Source organism: Simplicispira sp. GW247-4R2A, from assembly GCF_059424465.1.
In genome coordinates, this window is record NZ_JBWKZM010000015.1 from 76,408 (window position 1) to 102,646 (window position 26,239).

At 63.6% G+C, this 26,239-nt stretch carries 27 protein-coding genes and 1 pseudogene; 17 read left to right on the forward strand and 11 right to left on the reverse strand.

The features are described from left to right. Positions 1-36 precede the first annotated feature (36 nt). Genes AC07ZH_RS11665 through cysS form a run of 3 tightly spaced genes read right to left on the reverse strand, consistent with a single transcriptional unit; the run spans position 37 to position 3,144 of the window. A complete protein-coding gene (locus tag AC07ZH_RS11665; RefSeq protein WP_119108139.1) occupies positions 37-1,014 on the reverse strand; it encodes an acetyl-CoA carboxylase carboxyltransferase subunit alpha in 978 nt (325 codons plus the stop codon). A 44-nt stretch (positions 1,015-1,058) separates the two neighbouring features. Beyond that, on the reverse strand, positions 1,059-1,721 hold the full coding sequence (locus tag AC07ZH_RS11670) for a DNA-3-methyladenine glycosylase family protein (RefSeq protein ID WP_495199872.1): 663 nt from the start codon (positions 1,719-1,721) through the stop codon (positions 1,059-1,061). A gap of 46 nt (positions 1,722-1,767) precedes the next feature. Further along, positions 1,768-3,144, reverse strand: coding sequence for a cysteine--tRNA ligase (cysS, locus tag AC07ZH_RS11675; RefSeq protein ID WP_495199873.1), 1,377 nt, complete (start codon positions 3,142-3,144; stop codon positions 1,768-1,770). Between the two features lie 226 nt (positions 3,145-3,370). Between cysS and AC07ZH_RS11680 the strand changes: the two genes are divergently transcribed. Genes AC07ZH_RS11680 through AC07ZH_RS11705 form a run of 6 tightly spaced genes read left to right on the forward strand, consistent with a single transcriptional unit; the run spans position 3,371 to position 8,634 of the window. Then, positions 3,371-4,489 carry a L,D-transpeptidase Cds6 family protein gene (locus AC07ZH_RS11680; protein ID WP_495199874.1) on the forward strand — a complete coding sequence of 373 codons (1,119 nt, stop codon included), beginning with the start codon at positions 3,371-3,373 and terminating at the stop codon, positions 4,487-4,489. A 49-nt stretch (positions 4,490-4,538) separates the two neighbouring features. After that, complete coding sequence (locus AC07ZH_RS11685; RefSeq protein ID WP_495199875.1) at positions 4,539-5,906, forward strand: L,D-transpeptidase family protein; 1,368 nt, start codon at positions 4,539-4,541, stop codon at positions 5,904-5,906. Next, entirely contained in the window at positions 5,903-6,487 is a 585-nt protein-coding gene (locus AC07ZH_RS11690; RefSeq protein ID WP_495199876.1) for a peptidylprolyl isomerase, read from the forward strand. Before AC07ZH_RS11685 ends, AC07ZH_RS11690 begins: the two co-directional genes overlap by 4 nt. Positions 6,488-6,499: 12 nt before the next feature. After that, on the forward strand, positions 6,500-7,006 hold the full coding sequence (locus tag AC07ZH_RS11695; protein WP_495199877.1) for a peptidylprolyl isomerase: 507 nt from the start codon (positions 6,500-6,502) through the stop codon (positions 7,004-7,006). A gap of 21 nt (positions 7,007-7,027) precedes the next feature. Continuing rightward, positions 7,028-7,807 (forward strand): UDP-2,3-diacylglucosamine diphosphatase, encoded by a 780-nt coding sequence (locus AC07ZH_RS11700; RefSeq protein ID WP_495199878.1) that lies wholly within the window; start codon positions 7,028-7,030, stop codon positions 7,805-7,807. A 5-nt stretch (positions 7,808-7,812) separates the two neighbouring features. Further along, positions 7,813-8,634 carry a M90 family metallopeptidase gene (locus tag AC07ZH_RS11705; RefSeq protein ID WP_495199879.1) on the forward strand — a complete coding sequence of 274 codons (822 nt, stop codon included), beginning with the start codon at positions 7,813-7,815 and terminating at the stop codon, positions 8,632-8,634. A gap of 36 nt (positions 8,635-8,670) precedes the next feature. Here the strand turns inward: AC07ZH_RS11705 and AC07ZH_RS11710 are convergent, their stop codons facing one another. Next, positions 8,671-9,564, reverse strand: coding sequence for a DUF3014 domain-containing protein (locus AC07ZH_RS11710; RefSeq protein WP_495199880.1), 894 nt, complete (start codon positions 9,562-9,564; stop codon positions 8,671-8,673). A gap of 363 nt (positions 9,565-9,927) precedes the next feature. Between AC07ZH_RS11710 and dctP the strand changes: the two genes are divergently transcribed. From dctP to AC07ZH_RS11725, 3 genes are all read left to right on the forward strand, one after another. Then, entirely contained in the window at positions 9,928-10,911 is a 984-nt protein-coding gene (gene dctP / locus AC07ZH_RS11715) for a TRAP transporter substrate-binding protein DctP (protein WP_158606130.1), read from the forward strand. An 80-nt stretch (positions 10,912-10,991) separates the two neighbouring features. Next, a complete protein-coding gene (locus AC07ZH_RS11720; RefSeq protein WP_495199881.1) occupies positions 10,992-11,474 on the forward strand; it encodes a TRAP transporter small permease in 483 nt (160 codons plus the stop codon). Further along, complete coding sequence (locus tag AC07ZH_RS11725; RefSeq protein ID WP_495199882.1) at positions 11,471-12,775, forward strand: TRAP transporter large permease; 1,305 nt, start codon at positions 11,471-11,473, stop codon at positions 12,773-12,775. The genes AC07ZH_RS11720 and AC07ZH_RS11725 overlap by 4 nt, the downstream gene beginning before the upstream one ends. 81 nt (positions 12,776-12,856) lie before the next feature. On the opposite strand, the gene mdeB is transcribed toward AC07ZH_RS11725, so the two are convergent. Next, complete coding sequence (mdeB, locus tag AC07ZH_RS11730) at positions 12,857-15,514, reverse strand: alpha-ketoglutarate dehydrogenase (RefSeq protein ID WP_495199883.1); 2,658 nt, start codon at positions 15,512-15,514, stop codon at positions 12,857-12,859. 102 nt (positions 15,515-15,616) lie between these two features. Here mdeB and AC07ZH_RS11735 point away from each other — a divergent pair, with 102 nt between their 5' ends. Continuing rightward, positions 15,617-16,096 carry an Lrp/AsnC family transcriptional regulator gene (locus AC07ZH_RS11735; protein WP_495199884.1) on the forward strand — a complete coding sequence of 160 codons (480 nt, stop codon included), beginning with the start codon at positions 15,617-15,619 and terminating at the stop codon, positions 16,094-16,096. On the opposite strand, the gene AC07ZH_RS11740 is transcribed toward AC07ZH_RS11735, so the two are convergent. Beyond that, a complete protein-coding gene (locus tag AC07ZH_RS11740) occupies positions 16,038-17,306 on the reverse strand; it encodes a methionine gamma-lyase (RefSeq protein WP_495199885.1) in 1,269 nt (422 codons plus the stop codon). The two genes, AC07ZH_RS11735 and AC07ZH_RS11740, sit on opposite strands and share 59 nt — an antisense overlap. Before the next feature lie 134 nt (positions 17,307-17,440). Here AC07ZH_RS11740 and AC07ZH_RS11745 point away from each other — a divergent pair, with 134 nt between their 5' ends. Next, positions 17,441-17,923 carry an Lrp/AsnC family transcriptional regulator gene (locus AC07ZH_RS11745; RefSeq protein WP_495199886.1) on the forward strand — a complete coding sequence of 161 codons (483 nt, stop codon included), beginning with the start codon at positions 17,441-17,443 and terminating at the stop codon, positions 17,921-17,923. Here AC07ZH_RS11745 and AC07ZH_RS11750 read toward each other — a convergent pair. The 5 genes from AC07ZH_RS11750 to AC07ZH_RS11770 all read right to left on the reverse strand — a co-directional run bounded on the left by AC07ZH_RS11750 (position 17,920) and on the right by AC07ZH_RS11770 (position 20,949). Continuing rightward, positions 17,920-18,591: an alpha/beta hydrolase gene (locus AC07ZH_RS11750; protein WP_495199887.1), complete on the reverse strand. Its 672-nt coding sequence runs from the start codon at positions 18,589-18,591 to the stop codon at positions 17,920-17,922. The genes AC07ZH_RS11745 and AC07ZH_RS11750 overlap by 4 nt on opposite strands. Positions 18,592-18,640: 49 nt before the next feature. Next, the gene (locus AC07ZH_RS11755) at positions 18,641-19,471 is read right to left on the reverse strand and encodes a DODA-type extradiol aromatic ring-opening family dioxygenase (protein ID WP_495199888.1); all 831 of its coding nucleotides are present in this window, start codon (positions 19,469-19,471) and stop codon (positions 18,641-18,643) included. Positions 19,472-19,593: 122 nt separating this feature from the next. After that, positions 19,594-20,007, reverse strand: a complete 414-nt coding sequence (gene arfB / locus AC07ZH_RS11760; RefSeq protein ID WP_495199889.1) for an alternative ribosome rescue aminoacyl-tRNA hydrolase ArfB — start codon at positions 20,005-20,007, stop codon at positions 19,594-19,596. Between the two features lie 12 nt (positions 20,008-20,019). Beyond that, on the reverse strand, positions 20,020-20,475 hold the full coding sequence (aroQ, locus tag AC07ZH_RS11765; RefSeq protein ID WP_495199890.1) for a type II 3-dehydroquinate dehydratase: 456 nt from the start codon (positions 20,473-20,475) through the stop codon (positions 20,020-20,022). A 123-nt stretch (positions 20,476-20,598) separates the two neighbouring features. Continuing rightward, positions 20,599-20,949, reverse strand: a complete 351-nt coding sequence (locus tag AC07ZH_RS11770; protein ID WP_495199891.1) for a hypothetical protein — start codon at positions 20,947-20,949, stop codon at positions 20,599-20,601. Between the two features lie 161 nt (positions 20,950-21,110). Here AC07ZH_RS11770 and AC07ZH_RS11775 point away from each other — a divergent pair, with 161 nt between their 5' ends. The 6 genes and pseudogenes from AC07ZH_RS11775 to AC07ZH_RS11800 all read left to right on the forward strand — a co-directional run bounded on the left by AC07ZH_RS11775 (position 21,111) and on the right by AC07ZH_RS11800 (position 26,077). After that, positions 21,111-22,925 carry a glutamine--tRNA ligase/YqeY domain fusion protein gene (locus AC07ZH_RS11775; RefSeq protein WP_495199892.1) on the forward strand — a complete coding sequence of 605 codons (1,815 nt, stop codon included), beginning with the start codon at positions 21,111-21,113 and terminating at the stop codon, positions 22,923-22,925. 2 nt (positions 22,926-22,927) lie between these two features. Continuing rightward, entirely contained in the window at positions 22,928-23,524 is a 597-nt protein-coding gene (locus tag AC07ZH_RS11780; protein ID WP_495199893.1) for an ATPase, read from the forward strand. A gap of 163 nt (positions 23,525-23,687) precedes the next feature. Beyond that, positions 23,688-23,945: pseudogene (locus tag AC07ZH_RS11785) on the forward strand (glutamine--tRNA ligase); the annotation flags it as partial. Positions 23,946-23,959: 14 nt separating this feature from the next. Then, a complete protein-coding gene (locus AC07ZH_RS11790) occupies positions 23,960-24,508 on the forward strand; it encodes a DUF4365 domain-containing protein (RefSeq protein WP_121419524.1) in 549 nt (182 codons plus the stop codon). Then, complete coding sequence (locus tag AC07ZH_RS11795; protein WP_495199894.1) at positions 24,505-25,656, forward strand: hypothetical protein; 1,152 nt, start codon at positions 24,505-24,507, stop codon at positions 25,654-25,656. Before AC07ZH_RS11790 ends, AC07ZH_RS11795 begins: the two co-directional genes overlap by 4 nt. Before the next feature lie 199 nt (positions 25,657-25,855). Continuing rightward, the gene (locus tag AC07ZH_RS11800) at positions 25,856-26,077 is read left to right on the forward strand and encodes an addiction module protein (RefSeq protein WP_495199895.1); all 222 of its coding nucleotides are present in this window, start codon (positions 25,856-25,858) and stop codon (positions 26,075-26,077) included. The last annotated feature ends 162 nt before the right edge of the window (positions 26,078-26,239 follow it).

A 26,239-nucleotide genomic window follows, 5' to 3' on the forward strand; every position in this document is an offset into this window, starting at 1 on the left:
CCACAAGGACCACGCGGCATTGGTACCGCGTCGCGCTCAGCGGCTGTCGGCCTTGGTGTCCGTAAAGCGCCCGTAGCTTTGCAGGCGGGCGTAGCGCCGGTCGATCAATTCTTTGACCTTGAGGTCGGCGAGCTGGCGGAAAGCGTCGCCCAGCGCGCGTTTGAGGAAGGCGGACATCTGCTTGGGGTCGCGGTGTGCGCCGCCTACGGGCTCGTTGACGATCTTGTCCACCAGGCCCAGCGCCTTGAGCCGGTGCGCAGTGATGCCCAGCGCCTCGGCGGCGTCTTGCGCCTTGTCGCTGGTCTTCCACAAGATGGAGGCGCAGCCCTCGGGGCTGATGACGGAGTAGATGGCGTACTGCAGCATCAGCAACTGGTCGCAGACGCTGAGCGCCAGCGCGCCGCCCGAGCCGCCCTCGCCGATGATGGTGGTGATGATGGGCACTTCGAGTTGTGCCATCTCGTAGATGTTGCGGCCAATAGCTTCCGACTGGCCACGCTCTTCGGCGTCGATGCCCGGGAACGCGCCCGGCGTATCGACAAAGGTGAACACTGGCAGACCGAATTTCTCCGCTGTTTTCATCAGGCGAAGTGCCTTGCGGTAGCCTTCAGGGCGCGTCATGCCGAAGTTGCGCAGCGCACGCTCTTTGGTGTCGCGCCCCTTCTGGTGGCCCAGCACCATGCAGGCATGGCCGTTGAAGCGCGCCAAGCCGCCCACAATGGATTTGTCGTCGGAAAAATGCCGGTCGCCGTGCATTTCGACGAAATCGGTGAAAAGGCTCTGCACATAATCGAGCGTGTAGGGTCGCTCGGGATGGCGGGCAATCTTGGTGATCTGCCACGGCGTCAGGTCGGAATAGATGTCCTTGGTGAGCTGCTGGCTTTTCTTGCTCAGCTGGTCGATTTCCTCCGAAATATCGACCGCGCTCTCGTTCTGCACGTAGCGCAGCTCTTCGATCTTGGATTCGAGCTCGGCAATGGGGTTTTCGAAATCCAGAAATGTCTTTTTCGCCATGTGTTGTTCCTTGCGCGCGGGGCGCGTGGCTGCGGGCAGCGGGCTCAGTAAGCGACCGGCAGGGGGTCCAGCGAGCGCCAAATATACCAAGTGGCCACGCTGCACCAGGGCTTCCAGGCCTGGGCCACTTCGCGCGCATCGCTGCGGCTGACCGGGTCGCCCGAGAAGTAGTTGCGGCTGATGCCGTTGAGCAGGCCGACATCATCGAGCGGCAGCACGTTGGGGCGCATGAGGTGGAAGATGAGAAACATCTCGGCCGTCCAGCGGCCAATGCCGCGCACCGCCACCAGCTCGGCAATGATGGCCTCGTCGTCCATGGCCTGCCAGGCATCGACATGCAGTTTGTCGCCGTCGAAGTGCAGCGCCAAGTCTACGAGGTATTCCACCTTGCGCGCCGACAGGCCGGCAGCGCGCATGTCGTCGATTTTCAGGCGCAGTACGTCGGGAGGCGTGAGCGTGGGCGCCAGCAGCGCAAAGCGGTCCCACACGGTCTGCGCGGCCTTCACCGAAATCTGCTGGCCGACGATGCTGCGCGCCAGCGTGACGAAGGCATCGCCGCGCGTCTGCAGGCAGGTCTCGCCGAACTGCGGAATCAGGCGCTTCATCACCCGATCTTTTTTCATCAGATGCGTGCGCGCCTGGGACCAGTACTCTGGCGTTGCCAGGTCGAGCGTTGCCGCAGTCGCTATTACTTTAGAAGCACTCACCGCTTGTCCTTATTGCGCTGCGTGCCATTGCTACTCATATTTTTTCTCATGAAGCGGCTTCCCAGGTGGTGCCGGTGGCGCTGTCCTTGAGGACGATGCCCTGGGCCAGCAAGGCCGCGCGGATGCGGTCGGCCTCGGCAAAATCGCGCGCTGCCTTGGCCGCGGCACGGGCGGCGATCTGCGCATCAATGTCTGTTCCAGCGTGCTGTCCGCCAGCTTGCAGAAAGGCGGCAGGCTCGCCCTGCAGCAGCCCCAGGCACCCGCCCAGCGCCTTGAGCAGGCCAGCGGCCTGCGGCGAGCGGCTGCGGTTGACTTCACCCGCCAGGTCGAACAGCACGGCCACCGCCTCGGGTGTGCCGAAGTCTTCGTCCATGGCGGCGCGAAAGCGCGCGGCATAAGGGTCGGTCCAGTCGATGGCTACGTCTTTCGGGGGGACCAGGCTGAGCGCGGTGTAAAGGCGCTTGAGCGCCTGGTGGGCGTCGTCGAGGTGCGCGTCGCTGTAGTTGAGGGCGCTGCGGTAGTGGGCGCGCACCATGAAAAAACGCAAGGTTTCGGCCTGGTACTCGCGCAGCACATCGCGGATGGTGAAGAAGTTGCCGAGCGACTTGCTCATCTTCTCGTTGTCCACGCGCACAAAACCGTTGTGGACCCAGAAGCGCGCCAGCGGCTTTCCATGGGCCCCTTCGCTTTGCGCAATCTCGTTCTCGTGGTGCGGGAACTGCAGGTCGGCGCCGCCGCCGTGGATGTCGAAGGTCTCGCCCAGCGTGGCGCAGCTCATGGCCGAGCATTCGATGTGCCAGCCGGGGCGCCCGGCGCCAAAGCGGCTGTCCCATTTCGCTTCAGGCGGCTCGTCCGCCTTGGCGGACTTCCAGAGCACGAAGTCGAGCGGATCGTTCTTGCCATCCTGAACCGCCACGCGTTCGCCTGCACGCAACTCGTCCAGCGACTTGCCCGAGAGCTTGCCGTACCCGGGGAACTTGCGCACTGCGTAGTTCACGTCGCCGCTCTCGGCCCGGTAGGCCAGGCCCTTGCCTTCGAGCGTACCGATGAGCGAGAGCATCTGCGGCACGTATTCGGTGGCGCGCGGCTCGACATCAGGCGGTTCAATGCCCAGCTTGGCGATGTCAGCATGCATGGCGCCGATCATCTCGTCGGTCAACGCGCGGATCGTGATGCCGCGATCCAGTGCGCGGCGGATGATCTTGTCGTCGATGTCGGTAATGTTGCGCACGTACGTGACGCGGTACCCGCTGGCGCGCAGCCAGCGCTGCACCACGTCAAACGCCATCATCATGCGGGCATGGCCGATGTGGCACAGGTCGTAGATGGTCATGCCGCAGACGTACATGCGCACATGGCCAGGCTCGATCGGGGAAAACTCTTCCAGGGCACGCGAGAGCGTGTTGTAGATGCGCAGACTCATGGAGATTAGGTTGGGGAAGACAGGGCGTGACGGGGGCGAAGCACGCAGGTGGATGGACCTGCTAGCGGGCAAGGCGCACGCCAGGCCCGATCCGCGCATCACAAATACCGTGCCGGCGCCTGCGTACCACGCAGGCGCAAGGTTCCGCCATGACCACCCCCTCGGCTACAATTCGTCGCAGTATAAGCGCCCGTCCGGGCCTCGGCTGACCACCTCACGGACCTTCATGACATCCTCACGCCGCACCCTTTTCCCGCTTGTGCGCCTTGCGCGTCTCGTGGCTTTGTCGGCGCTGCTGTGCGCTGGCGCAGTCCATGCGGACGAATACTCCGATATCACGGCGCTACTGAAAGCGGGCAAGGCGGCGGATGCGCTTGCCAAGGTCGACCAACGGCTTGCAAGCACGCCCAAAGATCCGCAATTGCGCTTCTTGCGCGGCGTGGCACAGGCAGATACGGGCAAGCAAAGCGACGCCATCGCCACCTTCACCCAGCTCACGCAGGACTACCCCGAACTGCCTGAGCCCTACAACAACCTGGCCGTGCTGTATGCCGGCCAGAACCAGCTCGACAAGGCGCGCACTGCCCTTGAAATGGCGATCCGCACCAACCCGAGCTACTCGACCGCGCACGAGAACCTGGGTGACATTTACGCCAAGCTCGCTGCCCAGGCCTACAACAAGGCCTTGCAGCTCGACGCCAACAGCAGCGCGGTCCTGACCCCGAAGCTGGCGCTGATTCGCAGCCTGTTCGCTGCGGGTCCAACGCCCGCCAACACGCGCACTTCGACCGTGGTGGCCGCTGCACCCACCCCTGCGCCTGCGCCAGTTGCGGCCAAGCCCGCACCGGTGCCAGCCCCCGTGGTCCCCGCTGCTCCGGCCCCAGAGCCCAAGGCACCCGCTGCCTCCCCGGCTCCGTCCGCAATACCCGTGACGCCGGTGGCCCGCCCCCCTGTCACCGAACCCGTGGAACCGCCTGCCGCGAAAGTGTCCGGCGCCGAAACCGCCGCAGAACAAGATGTGGAGGCCGCCGTAAAGGCCTGGGCGGCCGCCTGGTCGGCTCGCGACATGAAGAACTATTTGTCCTCCTACGGCAAGCAGTTTGATCCGCCGGGCAAGCAAAGCCGTGCGGCCTGGGAAAAAGAGCGTGAAGCGCGCATCGTGGGCAAGTCGCACATCCAGGTCACCATCAGCAAGCTCTCGGTCAACATCAAGGGCGACCGAGCCACCGCCCGCTTCCACCAAGCCTACAGCGCCGACACACTGAACGTGACCAGCCGCAAGACCCTTGAGCTGGCACGCAGCCAGGGCCGCTGGGTCATCGTGCGCGAATCCACTGGCGGCTGATGCGACAACGCGTTTTCCCGCGGTGCACTCGCTGCACCGCCGTCCTGCATTGAGCACGCCAGACGAGCGCCGACTGCGCGCTTGGCCAAGCGCTGGCGCTGCCTGGATGGCCACGGCGCTGCTCGTTGCCGGTGTGCTGACGGCACTGCCTGGCTGGGCGCGTGAGCCGCATCGCGCCGCGCCGAAAAAGGCCGTCCACGCCCAGCGAACAGCGGCCAAAACCACGCGGACCGCAGTCCACAGACGCGCACCCATGGCGGCCGCAGCACCTGTCGCGGCTATCCCAAAAGCGGCTGCTGCAGGCCTTGCCGATCCAGCCGAAACGCGGCTGATTCGCGTGTACCGGCTGACAGCCCAGGGCCGTGCCGACGAAGCCTTGGCTCAGGCACAGAGCCTGGCGCGTGATTTTCCAAACTTCCAACTCGCGCAACTGGCGCTGGGAGATCTGCTGGCCGCGCGCGCGCGCCCGCTGGCGCAGTTTGGCGATGTGGCGGCGCCCGCGCCCGAAGCAGCAACGGCCTTGGCCGAACTGCGCCAGGAATCACGCCAGCGCGTGGCCGCCGAGCGCCTGCGCCCAGCGGCTGGCGCCATCCCGGCAGCTTTTATCGAAATCTCTGAACACACGCGCCATGCCATCGCCGTGGATGCCTCGCACTCGCGCCTGTATTTGTTTGAAAACGGCAAGCAAGGCCTGCGTCTGGTGGCCGATTACTACGCATCGGTGGGCAAGCTCGGCACCGAAAAGGAGTTCGAGGGCGATCAGCGCACGCCGCTGGGCGTGTACTACATCACCAGCCGGCTCGATGCCAAGCAGTTGGCCGACCTGTACGGCTCGGGCGCGCTGCCGCTGAATTACCCCAACGCACTGGACCAGCGCCGCGGCAAAACCGGCAGTGGCATCTGGCTGCACGGCACCCCCAGCGCCCAGTTTTCGCGCGCACCGCAAGCCACGGACGGCTGCGTGGCCATCGCCAACCCGGATCTGGAGCGCATCCTGAAAACCGTCGAGCCGCGTAGCACGCCGGTGGTGATCGCAAGGCAACTGCAATGGGTCACGCCACAGGGGGTTCTGGGCGAGCGCCAGGCATTCAACCAGGTGCTCGACGCTTGGAGCAAGGCCAAATCCGAAGGCGACCTACAGCGCCTGCTGGGCTTTTACACCTATGATTTTCAGGGGATGCGCAGCCAATCGATCACCGAATGGCGCGCCACGCTGCAGGAAGACCTCCAGGCGCTGCGCGGCCGTACCCTGGTACTCAAGGACAAATCAGCGCTGCACTGGCAAGACAGCAGCGAGACCATGGTGGTCACCTTTGCCGAAATCCCCGCAGGCGCCCGCAGCGGCCCAGTCAAGCGCCAGTACTGGCGCCGCCTAGGCCAGCGCTGGCAAATATTTTTTGAAGGAGTGATCGGATGATTTCTAGACGAAATTTGGCTCTAGCGCTTAATGCGCTTGCGCTGACAGCTATGTTTTCCGTAGCGCCACTGGCCTCGGCCGAAGAGGCCCCCAAGGTCAAGCTGACCACGTCCATGGGCGACATCGTGGTCCAACTCAGCCCCGACAAGGCGCCCAAGACGGTCGCCAACTTCCTGCAGTACGTGCGCGAGAAGCACTACGACGGCACCATTTTTCACCGCGTGATCGACGGCTTCATGATCCAGGGGGGAGGTTTCACGCCCGACATGGTGCAAAAACCCATGCACGCCCCGATTCCGCTCGAAGCCTCGAATGGCCTCAAGAACGACAAATACACCATCGCCATGGCGCGCACCAGCGCGCCGGATTCGGCCACCGCGCAGTTCTTCATCAACGTGAACGACAACGCCATGCTCAACGCACCCCAGCCCGACGGCCACGGCTATGCCGTGTTCGGCAAGGTCGTGGAAGGCCAAGAGGTGGTGGACAAAATCAAGGCCGTCGCCGTCAGCAACAAGGGACCGTACCAAAACGTCCCCAACACACCCGTCACCATCCATTCGGCCACCGTGGTCCAGTAAGAAAGCACTCCCATGAGCAACCCCCAAGTAGAACTCCACATTGCCGGCTACGGCGTCATCACCCTGGAGCTTGACCAGGACAAGGCGCCCAAATCGGTCGCCAACTTCCTCTCCTATGTGAAGAAGGGCCACTACGACAACACCATATTCCACCGCGTCATCCCCGGCTTCATGGTCCAGGGCGGTGGTTTTGCGCCTGGCATGGCGCAGAAAGACACCGACGCGGCCATCGAGAACGAAGCGCAGAACGGCCTGAAAAACGACAACTACACGGTGGCCATGGCGCGCACCAGCGACCCACACTCTGCCAGCTCGCAGTTTTTCATCAACGTGGCCGACAACGGTTTTCTGAACCACACCGCGCCTTCCGCCCAAGGCTGGGGCTATGCGGTGTTTGGCAAAGTGGTGGGCGGCAAAGACGTGGTCGACAAGATCAAGGCCGTGAAAACCGGGCGCAAGGGCTTCCATGACGACGTGCCCAAGGAAGATGTCGTCATCGAAAAAGCGGTCGCCCTCTGATCTGATTCACGCAGCACGCACGTGAACACGGCCGTGCCCCAGGCAGTGGAGCTCATCGCTCCACCACACTGGCGCACGGTCGATTTTTTGTCCGACCTGCATTTGCAGGCCGCCGAGCCTGCAACCCTCGCCTGCTTCGAGCGCTACCTGGCGGGCCGCCAGGCCGATGCGCTGTTCATCCTGGGTGATCTGTTCGAAGTCTGGGTGGGTGACGACGCCTGCAACGAAGCCGGCAGCTTCGAAGCGGCGCTGGCCGAGCGGCTCGCTGCTGCGGCGCAGCAACGCCCCGTGTACTTCATGCACGGCAACCGCGATTTTCTGGTTGGCACCTCTTTTTTCGAGCGCACTGGCGTCATCGGACTGGCCGACCCCGCTGTGCTCATCTTTGGCACGCAGCGCCTGCTGCTGAGCCATGGCGACCTGCTCTGCCTGGGCGATGTGGACTACCAGCGCTTTCGCCGCCTGGCACGCAGCAGCGCATGGCAGCAGGCTTTCCTGGCGCAGCCGCTCGCCGAGCGCCGCGCGCAGGCGCAGGCCATGCGCGCGCAGAGCGAGGCGCACAAGCAGGCCGGAGAAGCGTATGCCGACGTCGACGGCCCAGCCGCACTCGCCTGGCTGCAAGCCGCGGGTGCGCACACCCTGGTGCACGGCCACACGCACCGCCCGGCCGAGCATGTGCTGGCGCCCGGCTACCGGCGCGTGGTGCTGAGCGACTGGGATGCCGCCGCCCAGCCGCCGCGCGCCGATGTGCTGCGGTTGACAGCCCAAGGACTGGAACGCATCCGCATCGGCCCCATGTAGCGCGGATGCACCCTCTCTGGAACCGCCTGCGCAGCCGCCTGCGCGCCACGCTCGCCCCGGTCCCTGACATCTCTGCCGAGCTGTGGCTGCAAACCCTGGCCCGCTACCCCTTTCTTGCCGCACTGCCGCTCGCGCAGCAGGCCAAATTGCGCGCCCTGGCAGCGCAGTTTCTGGACGGCAAGGAATTTCACGGCGCGCACGGCCTGGAGGTGACCGACGCCATGGCCATCGACATTGCGGCGCAGGCCTGCCTGCCCCTGCTGCACTGGGGCGATCCGCATGAGGCGCTCGCCTGGTACGGCGATTTCGTCACCATCGTGGTGCACCCCGGCGAGGCCGTCGCGCGGCGCGAGAGCATGGACGCCGCCGGCGTGGTGCACGAATACACCGAAGTGCTGGCGGGCGAAGCGATGGAGCGCGGCCCGGTGATGCTCAGTTGGCGCCATGTGGCCGAAGCTGGTGCCAGCGCAAGCCATGGCAGCAACGTGGTGGTGCACGAATTCGTCCACAAGATCGACATGCAAAACGGCCACGCCAACGGCTGCCCGCCGCTGCCACGCGGCCTGCTGGGCACGCGTGGCCGGCGCGCGGCGCTGGCCGCCTGGCAGGCCATCTGGAAACCGGCCTACGCCGATTTCCGCGAAGCGGTCATCAAGGCCGAGCGCTTCGGCACCGAGCGGCCCTGGCTGGATGCCTACGGCGCCACCGCGCCGGCAGAGTTCTTTGCCGTGGCCTGCGAGGCCTATTTCGTGAACCGCGAACGCTTTGCGCTGGAATTTCCGTCGCTCCTGCCGGCGCTGGACGGGTTCTTCAAACGCCCGACGTGATACCGGGCCTTGGCTGCCCACCATCCGCCAGCAGGGTCAAGGCTTGGCCTTGGCCACCACCCCTGTCGCCACCAGCGCCCGCAGCGCCTTGAGCCGCGCCTTCAACCGGCGCTCATTCACCAGCCCCACGCGCACCAGGATTTTTTGCCCGCTCGACAAGGCCTGCAGTTGCGGGTCGGCAAACTCATAGCGCACCCAGGGGCGGGCCGAACTCCATTCGCCCTTCACTTCGGTGAGCTGCACGCGCACCGGCTCTGCAGGCTCCGGCGCCGCAAGCAAATGGTCGATCACGGCCACCACCCGGTCGTTGAAGTAGCGCCCGGGGTAGCCGAGCGCTTCGTAAGCCTGCTGGAACAGCGGGTACAGGCGCGCATACAGCGCCACGGCACGCGGCAAGTCCACGCCCTCGATCCACTGCACCACCGCGCTGTAGCGAGCGGCGTTGTCAAGCGCGATGTGCGCGCCCGCCCCTTCGCCCTGGACCGTGAAGCGCCCCGGCGCAGGCTGCACCGGCCACATGCCCGCCGGGGCATGCGCGCGCGCCAGGTTGTCCACCGTGGCGACGACGCGGCGCACCAGGCCGTCGATCTGCAGGAAGCTCGCCACCTGGCGCTGGCCCAGCAGTTCGGTGATGGCCTGCGCGACATAGTCATCGGCCCCCGCCAGGGCCGGCAGCGCGGCATCGGGCGGGGCCAGTGCCTCCACCAAATTTTGCGGACCCGAGGCCGGCGTGGCTGCGGGTGCCGCCACCGGTGCCGTGGTGGGCGGCGCCGCGCTGATGGCGGCGGGCGGCGGTGCGGGCTGCGCCCGGTTCTGCCACCACCACCAGCCACCTCCTGCCGCAAGCAGCACCAGCAGTGCGGCAACGACCAGACCCCACGGCGAACGCTCCTGGGGGGGATTCAAAGTGCTTCGTTCCTGACCGGGCATAGGGCACACTTCCTTTTCGCATAGCTTAGGGCAATGCCGAACAAGTCTCTTGGAAGGGTCACGCCGGTCGAAGTTCGCAAGCCGACCGCCGCCAAGATACCGCCATCCTGCAGCCCTAACCTTACCGCCTTCGCCACCGGTTGCGCACGCCGAAGACCCCGCGCAGCGCGCGCATAGCCGGTGGCGGCGATCACCAGGCCGTCGGTGGTGGCAAGCTGCTGCATCAGCCAGGGTACGCCGCGCACAGCCTCGCGCCCGGTTGGCCGCACAACAAAATTGTTCTATTCTGTTAGCATGATCCGCTTGTATTCGGGCGCACCTACGCCGAATATTGCAAACACATTGGCCCGCAAAGGAACCCGCATGAACTCACTCCCACGCACTTTGGCAGGGCTAACCTGCGCACTCGGACTGGCATGGAGCGCGGCCGCTGCGGCCGCGCCCGTGCAGGTGAACATCGGCATCGTCACCGCCCCGGCGTTCGTGCACACCCTGTCGGCGGAAAAGTTCAAGGAAGTGCTCGACAAGGCCTTGCCTGGCAAGTACGACGTGGTCATCCACAATTCCGGCGCACTGGGCAGCGAGACCCAGGTGCTGCAGCAACTGCAATTGGGTACCGTGCAGATGTGCGTGTGCACCACCGGCCCGGTCGAGGCCTTTGTGCCTGAGATCAAGGCCATCGAGATGCCGTTTCTTTTCAGCTCGTACGAGCAGACCGACAAGGTGCTCGACGGCCCCATCGGCCAGGATCTGCTCAAGCGCTTTGGCAAGGCCGGTCTGGTCGGCATGCACTTTGAAGACAACGGTTTCCGCAATCTCACCAATTCCAAGCACGCCATCCGCGAGCCCGCCGATGTCAAGGGCATGAAGATCCGCACCATGGAGTCACCGACGCACCTGGCGATCTGGCGCGACATCGGCGCCAACCCAACGCCCATGGCATGGCCGATCACGACCCAGTTGCAGCAGGGCGTGCTCGATGGCCAGGAGAACCCGATCTCCGTCATTTCAGCGGCCAAGCTCAACGAAGTCGGGCAAAAGTACCTGACGCTGACCCGCCACGTGTATTCGGCGCTCGTCTTCGTCGGTAGCAAGCCCTTCTTCGACAAGCTGCCGCCCGCCGATCAGCAAGCCTTCATGACGGCAGCAGCGCAGGCCTCGGCGTTCGGCCGGAACCACGTGCGCAGCAACGAAGCCGCGCAACTCGCGGCGCTGGAGAAGGCGGGCGTGCAAGTCGTGACAAACCCGGATCTGGCAGCCTTTCGTGCCAAGACCGAGCCGGTCTACGCGTCGCTCACCGGCGATACGAAGAAGATCGTCGAAGAAATCCGCAAGAGCGAAAAATAAAAATCCATTGACGGCTGGTCGGGGGCCGCGCTGGCGATGCGCAGCCCCGCTTCCGCCTTGCCGCGCCTGACCTCATCGATATGACCCTGCACCACCGCTTGCTGGCGTTCAGCGACCGCGTCAACGACCTGGTCGAGCAATTGCTTCTGGTCATAGGAGTGGCCTTTTCGCTGATCCTGTTCGCACAAGTGCTGGCACGCTACCTGGACCACTCGCTGAGCTGGTCCGAAGAGATCGGGCGCTACCTGCTGGTCGCCACCACCTTCCTGGGCGCCACCGTCGCCTACAAGCGGGCGGACTTCATCGGCCTGGCCGGCTTCGGCGCCAGATTCGGCCGCCTGGTCGAGCGCATCATCGTGCGCGGGTTGCAGCTGCTGACGCTGACGTGCTTCGGCTTCATCACCTGGTTCGGCGTGGGCTATACGCTCAAGGCCTGGGACCAGACCTCGAGCGCGGTGCAGATGCCCATGTCGCTGCCGATCGCCGTGCTGCCCTTGTCGGCGCTCATCTTCCTGCTGCACGTTCTCGTTGACCTGACCCGGCCTGTGGTCCCCGCAGCATGATCATCGTCCTGTTGTTCGCGCTGATGTTCGTGCTGATGGCACTGGGCTTGCCCATTGCGCTCGCCATCGGCCTGCCGGCCATTGGCCTGATCGTCTCGCCCGGCGTTTTCCCCGACACGGTCACCCTTTCCGCGCTGGGGCAGACGGTCGTGCAGCAGCTTTTCTCGGGGGTCGATTCGTTCGATCTGCTGGCCGTGCCGCTGTTCATGATTGCCGGCTCGATCATGGAGGTGGGCGGCATCTCGCGCCGCCTGATCGACTTCTGCGACAGCCTGGTCGGCTGGGCCCCAGGCGGCCTGGCGGCGGCAGCCATTGGCGCCTCGATGATCATCGCCGGCATCTCGGGCTCGGCCGCTGCCGACACGGCGGCGATCGGTGCGGTGGTGATCCCGACCATGATTCGCCAGGGCTATCCGCCCGCCTTCGCCGCTGCCGTGGTGGCGGCCGGTGGCGCCATCGGCATCATCATCCCGCCGTCGATCCCGATGATTTTGTTCGGCTTCATGACCAACATCTCGACCTCGCAACTGTTCGCCGGCGGCTTGCTGGTGGGCCTGCTGATGGGCCTGTCGTTCATGGCCGTGGCGATTTTCATTTCATGGCGCAGAGGCTATGGCGAGCGCGTGGCCTTCACCTGGAAGCGGGTGGCCAGCACGGGGCGCGCGGCCCTGTGGTCGATGGGTGCGCCGGTGATCGTTTTGGGCGGCATTCTGGGCGGCATCGTCACGGTGACCGAAGGCGCGGCGCTGGCCGTGTTCTACGCCCTGCTGGTCGGCACCGTCATCAACCGTGAACTGGCCTGGCGCGACCTGCCGCGCCTGACCGTGCGCTCGCAGGTGGTGGCCGGCGGCATCCTATTCATCATCGCGATGGCCAAGGTCTTTGGCTGGCTGTTGACCATGCAGCAGGGCGCGCAATTGCTCGACGTCTTCGTGAATTCGATGTCGCTGCCGCCGGTCGGCCTGCTGCTGCTGGTGCTGGGACTGCTGCTGGTCGTCGGCTGCGTGATGGAGACCACCGCCGCGCTGCTGCTGGTGGTGCCGGTGCTGGCCCTGCTGACGCCGCAGATGCAGATCGACCCGGTGCAGTTCGGCGTGCTGGTGGTGACCAACCTTGCCATCGGCATGCTCACACCGCCGGTGGGTATCTGCCTGTTCGTGAGCTGCGGCATCGCCGACGTGACGCTGGGCCGGATCTCGCGGGCGGTCATGCCGTTGGTGGCTGTCGCCATCCTGGACCTGCTGATCGCCGCACTGTGGTCGCCGCTGACGATGTGGCTGCCGACCTTGTTGTACCGCTGACGCGGCCCCTCACCCTTTTTTGATAGCAGCTTGCGCATACTGCGCAAGCGCTGGCGGCCAGTTTCGCTATGGGTTCAATGGCTACCGCGCCAAGCACCCCAAAGCAGCCCTCACAATGCTGGCCGCATCCACCCCAAAGTAGCCACGCAGGGCGGCTCGCGTGTCGCTGCGGCCAAAGCCGTCAGTGCCCAGCGTGAGGTAGCGCCGCCCTGGTGGGACGATGCCGCGCACGCTCTCGGGTACGGCGCGCACGTAGTCGGTAGCAGCAATCACCGGGCCGTGCGTGGCAGCAAGTTGCTGGGTCAGCCAGGGCACGCCGGGTTCTGCTTCGCCTGCCAGAGCACGCCGCTCGCAGGCCTGGCCGTCGCGTGCCAGTTCGCTCCAGCTCGTGACGCTCAGCACCGTCACCTCGATGCCCTCAGCGGCCAGCAATTCGGCCGCCTTGACCACTTCGGTCAAGATCGCACCGGAGCCTAGCAGCGTTATTTCTTTAGATAAAATCGGCCTCTCGCGCTTATCTGGTAAGCGCTTCCAGCTATTGAAGATGTAGCAACCACGCAGAACACCTTCGGCGGTGCCTTCGGGCAAATCCGGCTGGGCGTAGTTCTCGTTCATCAGCGTGACGTAGTAGAAAACATCGCGCTGCTCGGTCACCATCTCGCGCATGCCGGCGTCCACGATCACGGCCATCTCGCCCGCATACGCCGGGTCGTAGGCCTTGCAGTTGGGAATGGTGGCCGCCACCAGGTGGCTGGTGCCATCCTGGTGCTGCAGGCCCTCGCCGCCCAGCGTGGTACGGCCCGAGGTGGCGCCCAGCAGGAAGCCGCGCGCACGCTGGTCCGCAGCGGCCCAGATGGCATCGCCCACACGCTGAAAGCCGAACATCGAGTAGTAGATATAGAACGGCAGCATGGCCAGGCCGTGCACGCTGTAGCTCGTCGCCGCCGCCGTCCAGCTCGCAATCGCTCCTGCCTCGCTGATGCCTTCTTCGAGAATTTGCCCATCCAAAGCTTCGCGGTAGGCGAGTACCGAGCCAATGTCCTCGGGCGCGTAGCGCTGGCCCACGCTGCTGTAGATGCCAATCTGTTTGAACAGGTTGGCCATGCCAAAAGTGCGCGCCTCGTCGGCCACGATGGGCACGATACGCGGGCCGAGCGTTGCGTCTTTGAGCAGACCCGTCAACATGCGCACGAAGGCCATGGTGGTGCTCATCTCTTTGCCAGCGGCCTGCAGCGCGAACTGGGCGTAGCTGGCGATGGGCGGTACGGGCAGTGCCTCGCACGCTGTTTCGCGGCGCGGCAGGTAGCCGCCGAGCTGCTGGCGGTGGCTGCGCAGGTACTGCATCTCGGCACTGTCCTCGGCGGGCTTGTAGAAGGCCAGACTGGTGGCCTGTTCATCGGTGAGCGGCAGATTAAATCGGTTGCGAAATTCGATCAGATCGGCACCGTCGAGCTTCTTCTGGCTGTGCGTGGTCATCTTGCCCTGGCCGGACGTGCCCATGCCGTAGCCCTTCTTGGTGTGGGCGAGGATGACGGTGGGTTGGCCCTTGTGTGCGCTGGCTGCGGCGTAGGCGGCGTGGATTTTTACCAGGTCGTGGCCACCGCGCTTCAAGCGGTCGATCTGCTCGTCCGTCATACCCTGCGCCAGCGCAGCCAGATCGGGGTTCTGGCCGAAGAAGTTGTCGCGGTTGAAGCGCCCGTCCTTGGCGGCAAAGGTCTGCATCTGGCCGTCGACCGTGCCCTCCAGCGCACGTGCAAGGGCGCCAGTCAAGTCGCGGGCAAACAGGCCGTCCCAGTCGCTGCCCCAGACGAGTTTGATGACATTCCAGCCGGCACCGGCAAACAGACGTTCCAGCTCGTCGATGATGCGGCCGTTGCCACGCACCGGGCCATCGAGGCGCTGCAGGTTGCAATTGACCACCCAGACCAGGTTGTCCAGGCCTTCTCGCGAAGCCAGGGTAAGCGCGCTGGTGCTCTCGGGCTCGTCCATCTCGCCGTCGCCAAACACGCCCCACACTTTCCGGCCGCCGCAATCGAGCAGGTTGCGGTGCGTGAGGTAGCGCATAAAGCGCGCGTGGTAGATGCTGCTGATCGGCCCTATGCCCATCGAGCCTGTGGGGAACTGCCAGAAATCGGGCATCAGCCAGGGGTGCGGGTAGCTCGACAGGCCGCGCGCGCCTGCGGCGGGCGCCGTCAGCTCTTGGCGAAAGTGCATCAGATCCTGCTCAGAGAGCTTGCCTTCGAGGAAGGCGCGCGCATACACGCCCGGCGCGCTGTGCGGCTGGAAGAACACCAGATCGCCCCGGTGCTGCCCTTCGCCCAGGCCTTCGCGGGCACGGAAGAAGTGGTTGAAGCCGCTCTCGAACAAATCTGCCGCGCTGGCGTAGCTGGCGATATGGCCGCCCAGCTCGCCATAGGCCTGGTTGGCGCGCACCACCATGGCGAGCGCGTTCCAGCGAATGATGGAGCCCAGCCGCTCTTCGATGGCCAGGTCGCCCGGGAACACGCCCTGCTCCGCCACACCCACCGTGTTCACGTACGGCGTGTTCAAGCCCGGTTGCCAGCCTACGCGTTGCGAGCGCGCCAGGCGCGCGAGTTCTTGCAACATGTGGCGGGCGCGTTGTGGCCCCTGCGTGGCGACCAGGGCCAGAAAGGCCTCGCGCCACTCGGCGGTTTCTTCGGGGTCGGCATCAAGCGGGTCAGGGGCTTGCAGCATGGCGTGGGGCGTAAGGGCGTTCATGGCTTGGACTCTAGGCGGTTCACGGGAAAATGTGGTGCTGATTGCGCTGTGGCATGAAACATGAGCGGCATAATACGCTGCTAAAAGCTATTTTTGAAGCATATGAAGCTGGACACCGTCGACTTGCGCATCCTGCACGAGCTGCAAGCCGATGGCTCGCTCTCGAACGTGGAGCTGGCGCGGCGCGTGCACCTCTCGCCCTCGCCCTGTCTGGCGCGCGTCAAGGCGCTGGAGGCTGCTGGCGTCATCAGCCGCTACGTGGCGCTGGCCAATGCAGCGACGCTGGGCCTGGGGCTCAACGTGTTCATCAGCATCAGCCTCAAGGCGCAGAACAAAGCGGCGCTGGCTGACTTCGAGCGCCGCATTGCCGAGCAGGACGAAGTCATGGAGTGCTACCTGATGACCGGCGACAGCGACTACCTGATCCGCGTCGCGGTGGCCGACATGGCGGCGCTGGAGCGCTTCATCCTGGAGCAGCTCTCGCCGATTCCAGGTATTGAAAAGATCCGCTCCAGCTTTGCCCTCAAGCAGGTTCGCTACAAGACGGCGCTGCCGCTGTCTGCGCTTTCGGCGCGCTCCTGAGCGCTTTCGCGTGGGCAAGGTCCAACGCCTGTCCGATGTCGTCCAGCAGGTCAGTCACATCCTCCAGCCCCACCGACATGCGCACCAGGCCTTCGGAGATGCCGTGTGCGGCGCGCTCTTCGGGCGTGTAAACGGAATGCGTCATGCTGGCCGGGTGCTGGGCCAGGGTCTCGGCATCGCCCAGGCTCACGGCGCGCGTGACGAGCTGCAGCGCGTCCATGAAGCACACGCCGGCCTCCAGGCCGCCTTGTAGTTCAAAGGCGATCATGCCGCCCATTTGCCGCATCTGCTGCTTGGCCAGTGCATGCTGTGGGAAGCTGGGCAGACCGGGGTAATGCACCACGGCGGTGGCGGGGTGGGCGGCAATGAAGTCGGCCACCGTCTGCGCGCTCTGGCAGTGGCGGTCCATGCGCAGCGCCAGCGTCTTGAGCCCGCGCATCACCAAGTGGGCGTCCTGCGCCGACATCACCGCGCCGGTCATGTCTTTGAGGCCATAGAGGCGCACGCGCTGGGCCAGCTCGGCGTCGGCAAAGATGGCAGCGCCGGCCGTCAGGTCGCCGTGGCCGCCCAGGTATTTGGTCATGGAGTGCACGCTCACATCCGCGCCCAGCAGCAGCGGCTGCTGCAGGTAGGGTGTGCAGTAGGTGTTGTCCACCACCACTTTTGCGCCACTCGCGTGGGCCAGCGCCGAGACGGCGGCGATGTTCACCAGGCGCATATTGGGGTTGGCGGGCGATTCGAGATAGACCACGCGCGTCTTGTCGCCGAGGGCCGCCGCGACATTGGCCGGGTTGGTCATGTCCACATGGCGCACGCCGACGCCAAAGCGCGCGAGCCCGTGGTTCAGGAACGAAAACGTGCAACCGTAGAGCGTCATGTCGGCCAGCACCTCGTCGCCCGGCTCCAGCATGGACCACAGCGTGGCCGTGATGGCGCCCATGCCCGAACCAAACACCACCGCGCCCGCGCCCTGCTCCAGACTGGCCAACCGGCCTTCGAGCAGCGCCAGCGTGGGGTTGGCAATGCGGGTGTAGAAGTAGCCGTTTTCTTCGCCGGTAAAGCAGCGCCCGCCGTAGCCCACATCGGGAAAGGCAAAGGTGGCCGAGGTGTAGATGGGTGGCACCAGGGCGCCCTGGTGGTCGGCGGGGTTGTACCCAAAGTGGATGGCGCGGGTGCTGAAGCCGCCGGTGTGCGTGTTGGCCTTGCCCATGGGGTGTCTCCTGAAATAGCGTGTTTGGTGACTGAATTCTTTGCCAAATCACCGGGTAAAAATTCGCTATCTGACCCATACAAACACGCTACATTGGAAGTATTCACCTTTTTATATAGATTTAAAGGCAATTTATGCTTCGCACTACCGCCACGCTGGACGCCGTGGACCGCAGCCTGCTCGACGCGCTGCAAAAAGACGGCCGTGCCACCGTGGGCGAGCTGGCCGAGCGGGTTTCGCTCTCCACCTCACCCTGCTGGCGGCGCGTGCGGCAACTGGAGGAATCGGGTGTCATCAGCGGCTACCACGCGCACCTCGACCGCCACCGCGTGGGCTACGGCGTGTTGGGGTTTGTGCAACTGGGCCTGCACAACCACACGGCCGAGGTGACGGCGGCGTTCGAGCGCGAGGTGCTGGCGCTGCCGCAGGTGCTGTCGTGCCACAACCTCTCGGGCCGCTACGACTACCAGATCGAGCTGGTGGCGCCCGACCTGGAGATGTTTGCCGACTATGTGCGCACGCGCATTCGCAGCCTGCCCGGCGTGCGCGAAATATCCACCAGCTTTTCGCTCAAGGAAGTCAAGCGCACCGTAGCGCTGCCGGTGGGCGCGCTCTAAAACGCGTTCGGCGTCGTGCTCAAGGCTTCGAGCCAACTCAGCGTGGCTGCCAGCTCGGAGGGGCGGATTTCGTGCTCGCTGGGGAATTCGCGGTAAGCCAATGCCAGCGGCAACGGTGCCACGTGGTGCGCAATGGCCTGGGCGTGCGCCAGCGGGATCACCCCGTCGTGCGTGCCATGGCTGACCCACAGGGCTCGTCCGCGGAATGCGTCGGCCGGGGCCAGTGCCGCCAGCGGTTGGTCCAACAGGCGCCCATGCCAGACGATGGCGGCACGCATCAGCGCGGGTTGCGTCAGCAGCAGGCCCAGCGCCATGGCGCCCCCCTGGCTGAAACCGGCCACCACGGTGCGCTCCGGCGGAATGCCCAACTGCTCCGAAGCGCCGGCCAAGGTCTGCGCCAACAGTGCGCGGCTGGCGGCCTCTTGCGCCTCATCAATGGTGCGCACACCGCCAGGCTCAATGGAATAGTCGAACCAGGCGAACGCACCCGGCCCCATGCGGTAGGGCGCTCGCAGGCTGAGCACGTAGTAGCGTTCGGGCAACTGCGCACAGAGGGAATACAGGTCCTGCTCGTTGCTGCCTACCCCATGCAGCAACACCAGCAGCCAGGGCTGCGGCACGCTGGGCAAGGCGGGTCGCTTCAAAAATGTGAGCGGTAAATCAAGCATGGATAAGCGCCAGTGGCAGTTTTAACCAAATATCTGCAGCCTCCATAGCTCAGGCTTGCGGCTGCAGTTCGAATGCGTCCATCGCCAGCATGCTGTACATCACCTCGCGACTCAAGTAGTTGGCGTGCAAATCTTTGCCGGCAGCACCCAGCGCAAAGAAGAGCGGCAGGAAATGGTCCTCCGTCGGGTGGGCGCGTGTGGCCTCTGGGGCCTGGCGGCGGTAGTCCAGCAAGGCGGCCATGTCGCCACGCGCCAGCGCCGCCTCGATCCAGCGGCTGAACGCGAGCACGTAGGGCGCCGGTTCGCGTGCGCCGCCAAAAAACTCACCCAGGTTGTGCGTCATGCTGCCCGAGCCGATGACGAGCACGCCCTGGCTGCGCAGGCTTTGCACGGCAGCGCCCAGCGCATAGACCTCGGCCGGGCCAGCGTGCTCTGGCAAAGCGATTTGCACCACGGGCACATCGGCCTGCGGAAACAGGTGCATGAGCGGCACCCAGGCGCCATGGTCGAACGGCCGCTTGGCATCACCCTCGGCCTCGATGCCGGCCTGTTGCAGCAATGCAAGCACCTCGCCCGCCAGCGCGGGCGAACCGGGCGCCGGGTAGTGCAACTGGTACAGCGCGGGCGGAAAACCGCCGAAATCGTGCCACGTGGTCGGCTGCGCACCGGTGCCGACGCGCACGCCCGGCGCCATCCAGTGTGGCGACATGATGAGCACGCCGCGCAAGCCAGGGAACTGCGTGCGCAGCGCGGCGCCCCAGCGTGTCAGTGCCGGGCCGGTCTCGCCTGCATCCAGCGCAAACAGCGGCGCACCGTGGGACACAAACAGTGCGGGAACGATGCTGCGGGACAGAGAAATGTCTTGGAAAGAAGTGGACATGGTGGGCTTTCAAAGCAGCCTCCCACTTTAGACCTCTGTTGCCGCCCGACAAGCCCTGCGCCAGCGGATACAGCGTTGCACAGGTGGTGCCAGTGCCGGCCGCCACGCCAGCCGATGGTGCATCAGTCGCGCACCGGGCCGCGCAGCGCTTTGGTGTCGCTGCGCTGGCTCTTGCCTTCCAGGCGGCGCATCTTGGAACCATAGCTGGGCCGCGTGGCGCGGCGGGCCTTGGGCGGGACGGCAATGCTGTTGACCAAGGCGTTCAGGCGCTCCAGCGCATCGGCGCGGTTTTGCAACTGGGTGCGAAACTGCTGCGCCTTGATCACCACCACGCCCTGGTCGGTAATGCGCGCATCGCGCAGCGAAAGCAGGCGCTCGCGCACGTCTTCGGGCAGGGACGAGGCATGAATATCAAAGCGCAGATGCACAGCGCTCGACACCTTGTTCACGTTCTGCCCGCCCGCCCCTTGCGCACGGATGGCGGTGATCTCCACCTCAGTCTCGGGAACAGCGATCAGCGGCGCAGGGTCTGCCATGCAGCGATGGGCTCAGGTCTGCGCCTGCATGCGCGCCAGCGCGTCGATGGCCAGGGGATAGCCATCCACGCCCAGGCCGCACATCACGGCGCGCGCCACGGGCGAAATCGTCGAGTGGTGGCGAAAGGCTTCGCGCGCAAACACGTTGCTGATGTGCAGCTCGATGAGCGGCACGCCCGTGCCCTTGATGGCGTCGTGCAGCGCAATACTGGTGTGGGTGTAGGCGCCGGCGTTCAGCACCACGCCGGCCAGTTCGCCCTGCTGGTGCAGGCGCCCGGCCTCGTGCAGCCAGTCGAGCAGCGCGCCTTCGTGGTTGCTCTGGTGAAACCGCAACGCGAAACCGGCCTTTTGGCAGGCCGCTGCGCACAGGGCTTCGACATCAGCAAGCGTGTGGTGCCCATAGACCGCCGGCTCGCGCGAACCGAGCAGGTTGAGGTTGGGGCCGTTGAGAACGAAAAGAGTGGACACAAATGCGCTTTCAGACTGGGTGCGGCCGGCGCGGCTCAAGGCAAACCGGCGCGCAAGCGGATGAAGCGCAAATTATGCGGCGTGCGCCGCCCCACGGAACGGCAGCGCACGCGGCAGGCGACATCAGTCGCGATCGCGCCAGTGGCGGTGGCCATGGCCGCGGTAGTCGTCGTAGTCGCGGTAGTAGCCACGGCCACGGTAGTAATACGGGGGCGGCGGCGAATACACCACCGGCGGGGCGTAGTACACCGGGCGCGGCGGGACATAGTACGTCGGGGGCGGTGCGTAATACACCGGGGCCGGGGCACTGTACCCATAGTAGCCATTGCTGGCCCCCACCACCACGCCTGGAACGCCAATCCCTATCGACCAATTCACGTTGTCGCGCGCCTGCGCCACACCGGCCGAGGCCGCCAGCGCAACGCCAAAGCCCACAACGGCCAGCTTGCTGAAAACGGTCTTGAACATATGCATCTCCTGGTTAAACGGGCTGACCGCTTTGCCAACCCTTAGACGCTATAACGCGCCACATGCCTCAAAGGATGGCACAAATGCCCGCCTAAAGTGTGTCTGTGCGTACAACGGCTTGTTTCCATGCGTAAAACCGCACGAACGCGCCACCTAAAATGCCCGCTATGACCGCCACCGCCCCTGCCTTCACGCCCGCCGCCAATACTGCGGACGCCACCAAAACCAGCAATTTCCTGCGCCAGATTATCGAGAGCGATCTCGAAAAAGGCAGCTACACCAGCCGCCGCTGGGCCGGCAGCCCCGGCGACGCCGCGCACCAGGCCGCAGGCGCGCCCGACCCAGCCAAAATCCGCACCCGCTTCCCGCCCGAGCCCAACGGCTACCTGCACATTGGCCACGCCAAGAGCATCTGCATCAACTTCGGCTTGGCACGCGACTACGGCGGCGTATGCCACCTGCGCTTTGACGACACCAATCCGGAAAAGGAAGACACCGAGTACGTCAACAGCATCATCGAATCGGTGAAATGGCTGGGCTTTGACTGGAGCCAGCCGGGCAACGACAAACCCTACCAGGCCAGCGACTACTTCGACTTCATGTACCGCGCTGCCGAGTACTTGATCGAAGCCGGCTACGCCTATGTCGACGAACAAACGGCCGAGCAGATGCGCCTCAGCCGCGGCGATTTCAGCAAACCTGGCGTGGACAGCCCCTTTCGCAGCCGCACCCCCGCCGAGAACCTGGCGCGCTTTCGTGAAATGCAGGGCGGCCAGCACGAAGACGGTAGCATGGTGCTGCGCGCCAAGATCGACATGGCCAGCGCCAACATCAACCTGCGCGACCCGGCCATCTACCGCATCCGCCGCGCCACGCACCACCACACGGGCGACAAATGGTGCATCTACCCGATGTACACCTACGCGCACCCGATTGAAGACGCGTTGGAGCAAATCACCCACAGCCTGTGCACGCTCGAATTTGAAGACCAGCGCCCCTTCTACGACTGGCTGCTGGAGCGCTTGATCGAGGGGAAACTGCTCAGCGCCCCGCCCCCGCGCCAGTACGAGTTCGCCCGCTTGAACCTCACCTACGTCATCACCAGCAAACGCAAACTCGCGCAACTGGTGTACGACCACAAAGTCAACGGCTGGGACGACCCCCGCATGCCCACCATCGTCGGCCTGCGCCGCCGTGGCTACACGCCCGCCTCTATCCAGACCTTTGCCGAACGCATTGGCGTCACCAAGTCCGACAGCTGGATCGACTACAGCACCCTGGAAGGCTGCCTGCGCGAAGACCTGGAGCTGAAAGCCCACCGCGGCATGGCCGTGCTGAACCCCGTCAAGCTAGTGCTCACCAACTGGGACGACGTGATGGGTGCAGGCCACCTGGAGCCCTGCAGCCTGCCCGCTTTGCCACACCCGCCCGAGGGAGTCGAATCGCCCACACGCCACTTCACCATCGGCAAAGAGGTGTGGATCGAACGCACCGACTACGAAGAAGTGCCGCCCAAGGGCTACAAGCGCTTGTTTCCCGGCAACAAGGTGCGCTTGAAGGGCGGCTACGTCATCGAATGCACCGGCGCCCATAAGGATGCCAACGGCCACATCACCGAAGTGCTCGCCACCGTCATCCCCGGCACCAAAAGCGGCACCCCCGGCGCCGACAGCGTGAAAGCCAAGGCCGCCATCACCTGGGTGGGTGTGGCGGATGGCGTGCAGGCCGAAGTGCGCATGTACGACCGGCTGTTCCTGGACGCGCAGCCCGATGCAGGCGGCAAAGACTTCATTGAAAGCCTGAACCCGGACAGTTTGAAAGTGGTGACAGCCATCGTCGAGCCTTCATTGGCGCAGGCCAAGCCGGACGACAAGTTTCAGTTTGAGCGGCATGGGTACTTTGTGGCGGATCGGGTGGATCATGCGGCGGGGAAGCCGGTGTTCAACTTGGCGGTGGGGTTGAAAGACAGTTGGGGCAAGTAGGCATGCCCGCCCGCGCCCCCAAGCCCAAGCAGCCCACCGTGGTGGTAATTGCCGGGCCCAACGGCGCGGGCAAATCCACTGCGGCGCCCTATTTGCTCAAAGACGCATTGGGCATTCTGGAGTTTGTGAACGCCGACCAAATTGCGGCAGGGCTCTCGGCCTACGCCCCTGAAACCGTGGCGTTTGAGGCCGGGCGCATCATGCTGCAACGCCTGCGCACCCTGGCTGCGGCACAGGTCAGCTTCGCGTTCGAATCCACACTGTCCAGCCGTACCTTCGTACTGTTTCTGGCCCGCTGCAAAACGCAGGGCTACCACGTGCACATCTATTACCTGGCACTGCCCAGCGCCAAGCTGGCCACCCAACGCGTTGCACTGCGCGTCAAACTCGGCGGCCACAACATCCCGACCGAGGACATTGCCCGCCGCTTTCAGCGCAGCCTGCACAACCTGTTTGCCCTGTATTTACCCTTGGCAGATCGCTGGCGCGTTCTTGATAATGCAACCGGCGCGCTAACATCCATCGCACGCGGCACTGCACGCCGCACTTACGTAGAGGACCCGGACAAATGGCTGAATCTTCAACGACTCGGGCAGTAGAACGCGCCACCCCCAGCAAACCTGCTGCACCTATGCAGGACCGGGTGGACAACGCTCTCAAGCAAGCCTCCAAGCAGGCGAAGAAGCAACTCACCGCCAATGGCCTCAAGTTGCCTACACAGAGTTGGACAGGCACCGCCGTTAAAAACCCGGCGGCGTGAACTCCGAAGTGCGCATGTACGACCGCCTGTTCCTGGACGCCCACCCCGACGCGGGCGGCAAGGACTTTATTGAGAGCTTGAACCAAAGTAGCCTGACGGTAGTGACCGCCATCGCGGAACCGTAATTGGTCAATGCCAAGCCGCCGGACAAATTCCAGTTGGAGCAGCACGGGTACTTTGTGGCGGACCGGGTAGATCACGCGGCGGGTAAACCCGTATTCAACTTAGCGGTAGGGTTAAAGGATAGTTGGGGGAAATAAAAATGGGAGGGTAAGTGACGATAGCAATTGAAGACACCGATATCGAGGCTGAACTTAGTTATGCCTTTTTGCATGCAGTAGCCTCGCAATCTCAAGCCAGTTGCACCGTCGCGCAACGTCTCTCAGACAACAGGGGCATAGATGCGGTGCTCACATCGTGGGGCCCCTTCGCTGAAGGGGCGAAAATTGAAGTCGATTTGAAAGTACAGTTGAAGGCCACGATAGCTGAACCGATTGACTTAGGAACTCACTTCTCATATTCACTGAAAAAGGTCTCTCAATATAATGACTTGCGCGCGATTGCCTATTCAGCGCCGCGCATATTAGTCGTACTTTTTCTTCCTCGAGATAAACAAACCTGGCTATCCGTTACCGAGCAGTCTCTAGCCCTCAGAAGGTCAGCTTATTGGGTTAGCTTGGCGGGTGCTGCAGAAGTTACAACAGCTTCTGTAACAGTACATATTCCAAAGCAAAATTTACTCACCCCCGCAGCACTTCGGGGGCTATTTTCCGATGTATCCATCGGTAATTTTCCAACTTATGTGCCAATGGAGGCGAAATGAGATTTCCAATTTCGCACATAACTCATCTATTGGTTTCTCGTGGTTGGCGGGAAGTTGAGCGAGCCAAGTTCAACGAGCATTTACTTTTATTCACAAACGCCAGATTTCCAAACAGGGAACTCAGCCTACCCAACAAAGAGAGCGCATCAGATTACGACGATGCGATTTCTATACTTTTTTCCAAACTCGCAGCTCTTGAGAAGCAACCCATAGAAAAGCTGATCAGGGAAGTAGGTACGGCCCGAGAAGGCCAGTTGCCGCACTCAGCCGACAGTCTAATTTTGCGGATAGTGCAGCCATCTGAAGATGGTGAGGGCATTCCATTGACGCTTGCCCGAACAGCCTTGACGGAAACAGAAGTCTTGATACTGGCCGCCAGTTGCCAAGCCCAGAAACCAGAAACCTATTACCGAAGAATTGATAACAAAATATCAAATGGCTTGTTAGATAGGGCTATTTTCAATCACACACGATACGGGAGTTTTGTACTTAGCGTTTCGTGCCCAATTCTTTCTACAGGCGAGCAGCTTCCACTGGGCTTAGAAAAAAATGACCTTCCAGTTACGCGAAAAACGTTCTTAACACTTCATACTGGCATTTCCGCACTTGAAGAAGCTATTTCTGACCGAAAACACATCCAATTCGCAAATGATGTTCTAGCATCAACCAGTCCTCATGTGTCAGCAAACATTGCTCAGGCGATTGGAAATATTGCGGCATCTGATACTGGCAGTGGAGTCGAATTTGGATTTGCGTGGTCGGAGTTAATTAAGCCTACCGCGGAAGACTATGCAGAAAGAGTAGTTCATTTTTCTCAGAATGACGCCGCACAAATTTATGAAGTTGCAGAAAGATTGCGCCCACAAGAGGCCACCCACACTAACCGCTTTATTGGAACGGTTGAGGCTTTGCGAGGCGATATTATTGACGGGGGAAGACGCGCAGGCTGGGTTGAGCTCGCTCTAAATCTACGTGACATAGGATGGATTCGGGCTGCCGCTGAATTATCCGCTGATCAATACAAAGAGGCTGATACTGCGCACATCAACGGTGCGCAGTTCATCGCGATAACCGGCACGGTTGAGCAACGCCCTCGAGTTTGGATATTTTCTGCAGTTGAAAAATTCGAAAGAGTCGCATCACTGTAATGTGTAAACCTCCCCACATAACGCGGCCCTTACCTGCATGGAGGTGGATGTGCTTACCCCCAACAGCCTGGCCGCCAGCTTTCGCGACCAGGTGCTGCGCGAGGCGATGGCCGTATAAGCCGGGCGCACCTGATGCGGTCTGGCAGGTGTCCGCGCTCTAGCTATAGTGACTCTTCCCGCTGATACACCTGGAGCCGCCATGTCCACCACCGCCGAAGCCCTCAGCGCCCAAGCCGCTCAGCTGCCCCCCGCAGAGAGCATGGAAGTGGTAGAGCGCATCCTGGACAGCCTGGACCAGCCCGACGCTGCGCTGGACACGCTCTGGGCCAGTGAGGCCAGCGACCGGTTCGCCGCCTACCGGCGCGGTGAGATCAAGGCGGTGGCCTTGTCTGATGTGATTGCCAAGTACCGAAGCGCCTAGCTATTGGAAGAATCAGCTTGTCCGAGCATGGGATTTGGCTTCAACTGGGAAAACTCCTGTTTTGATAGCTGCTAGCGCTTATCCAATAAGCGCTAGAGGCCAATTTCATCTAAAAACTGCAGTGCCACCAAAACCCATGACGCCCCCATTCACCCCCACCTT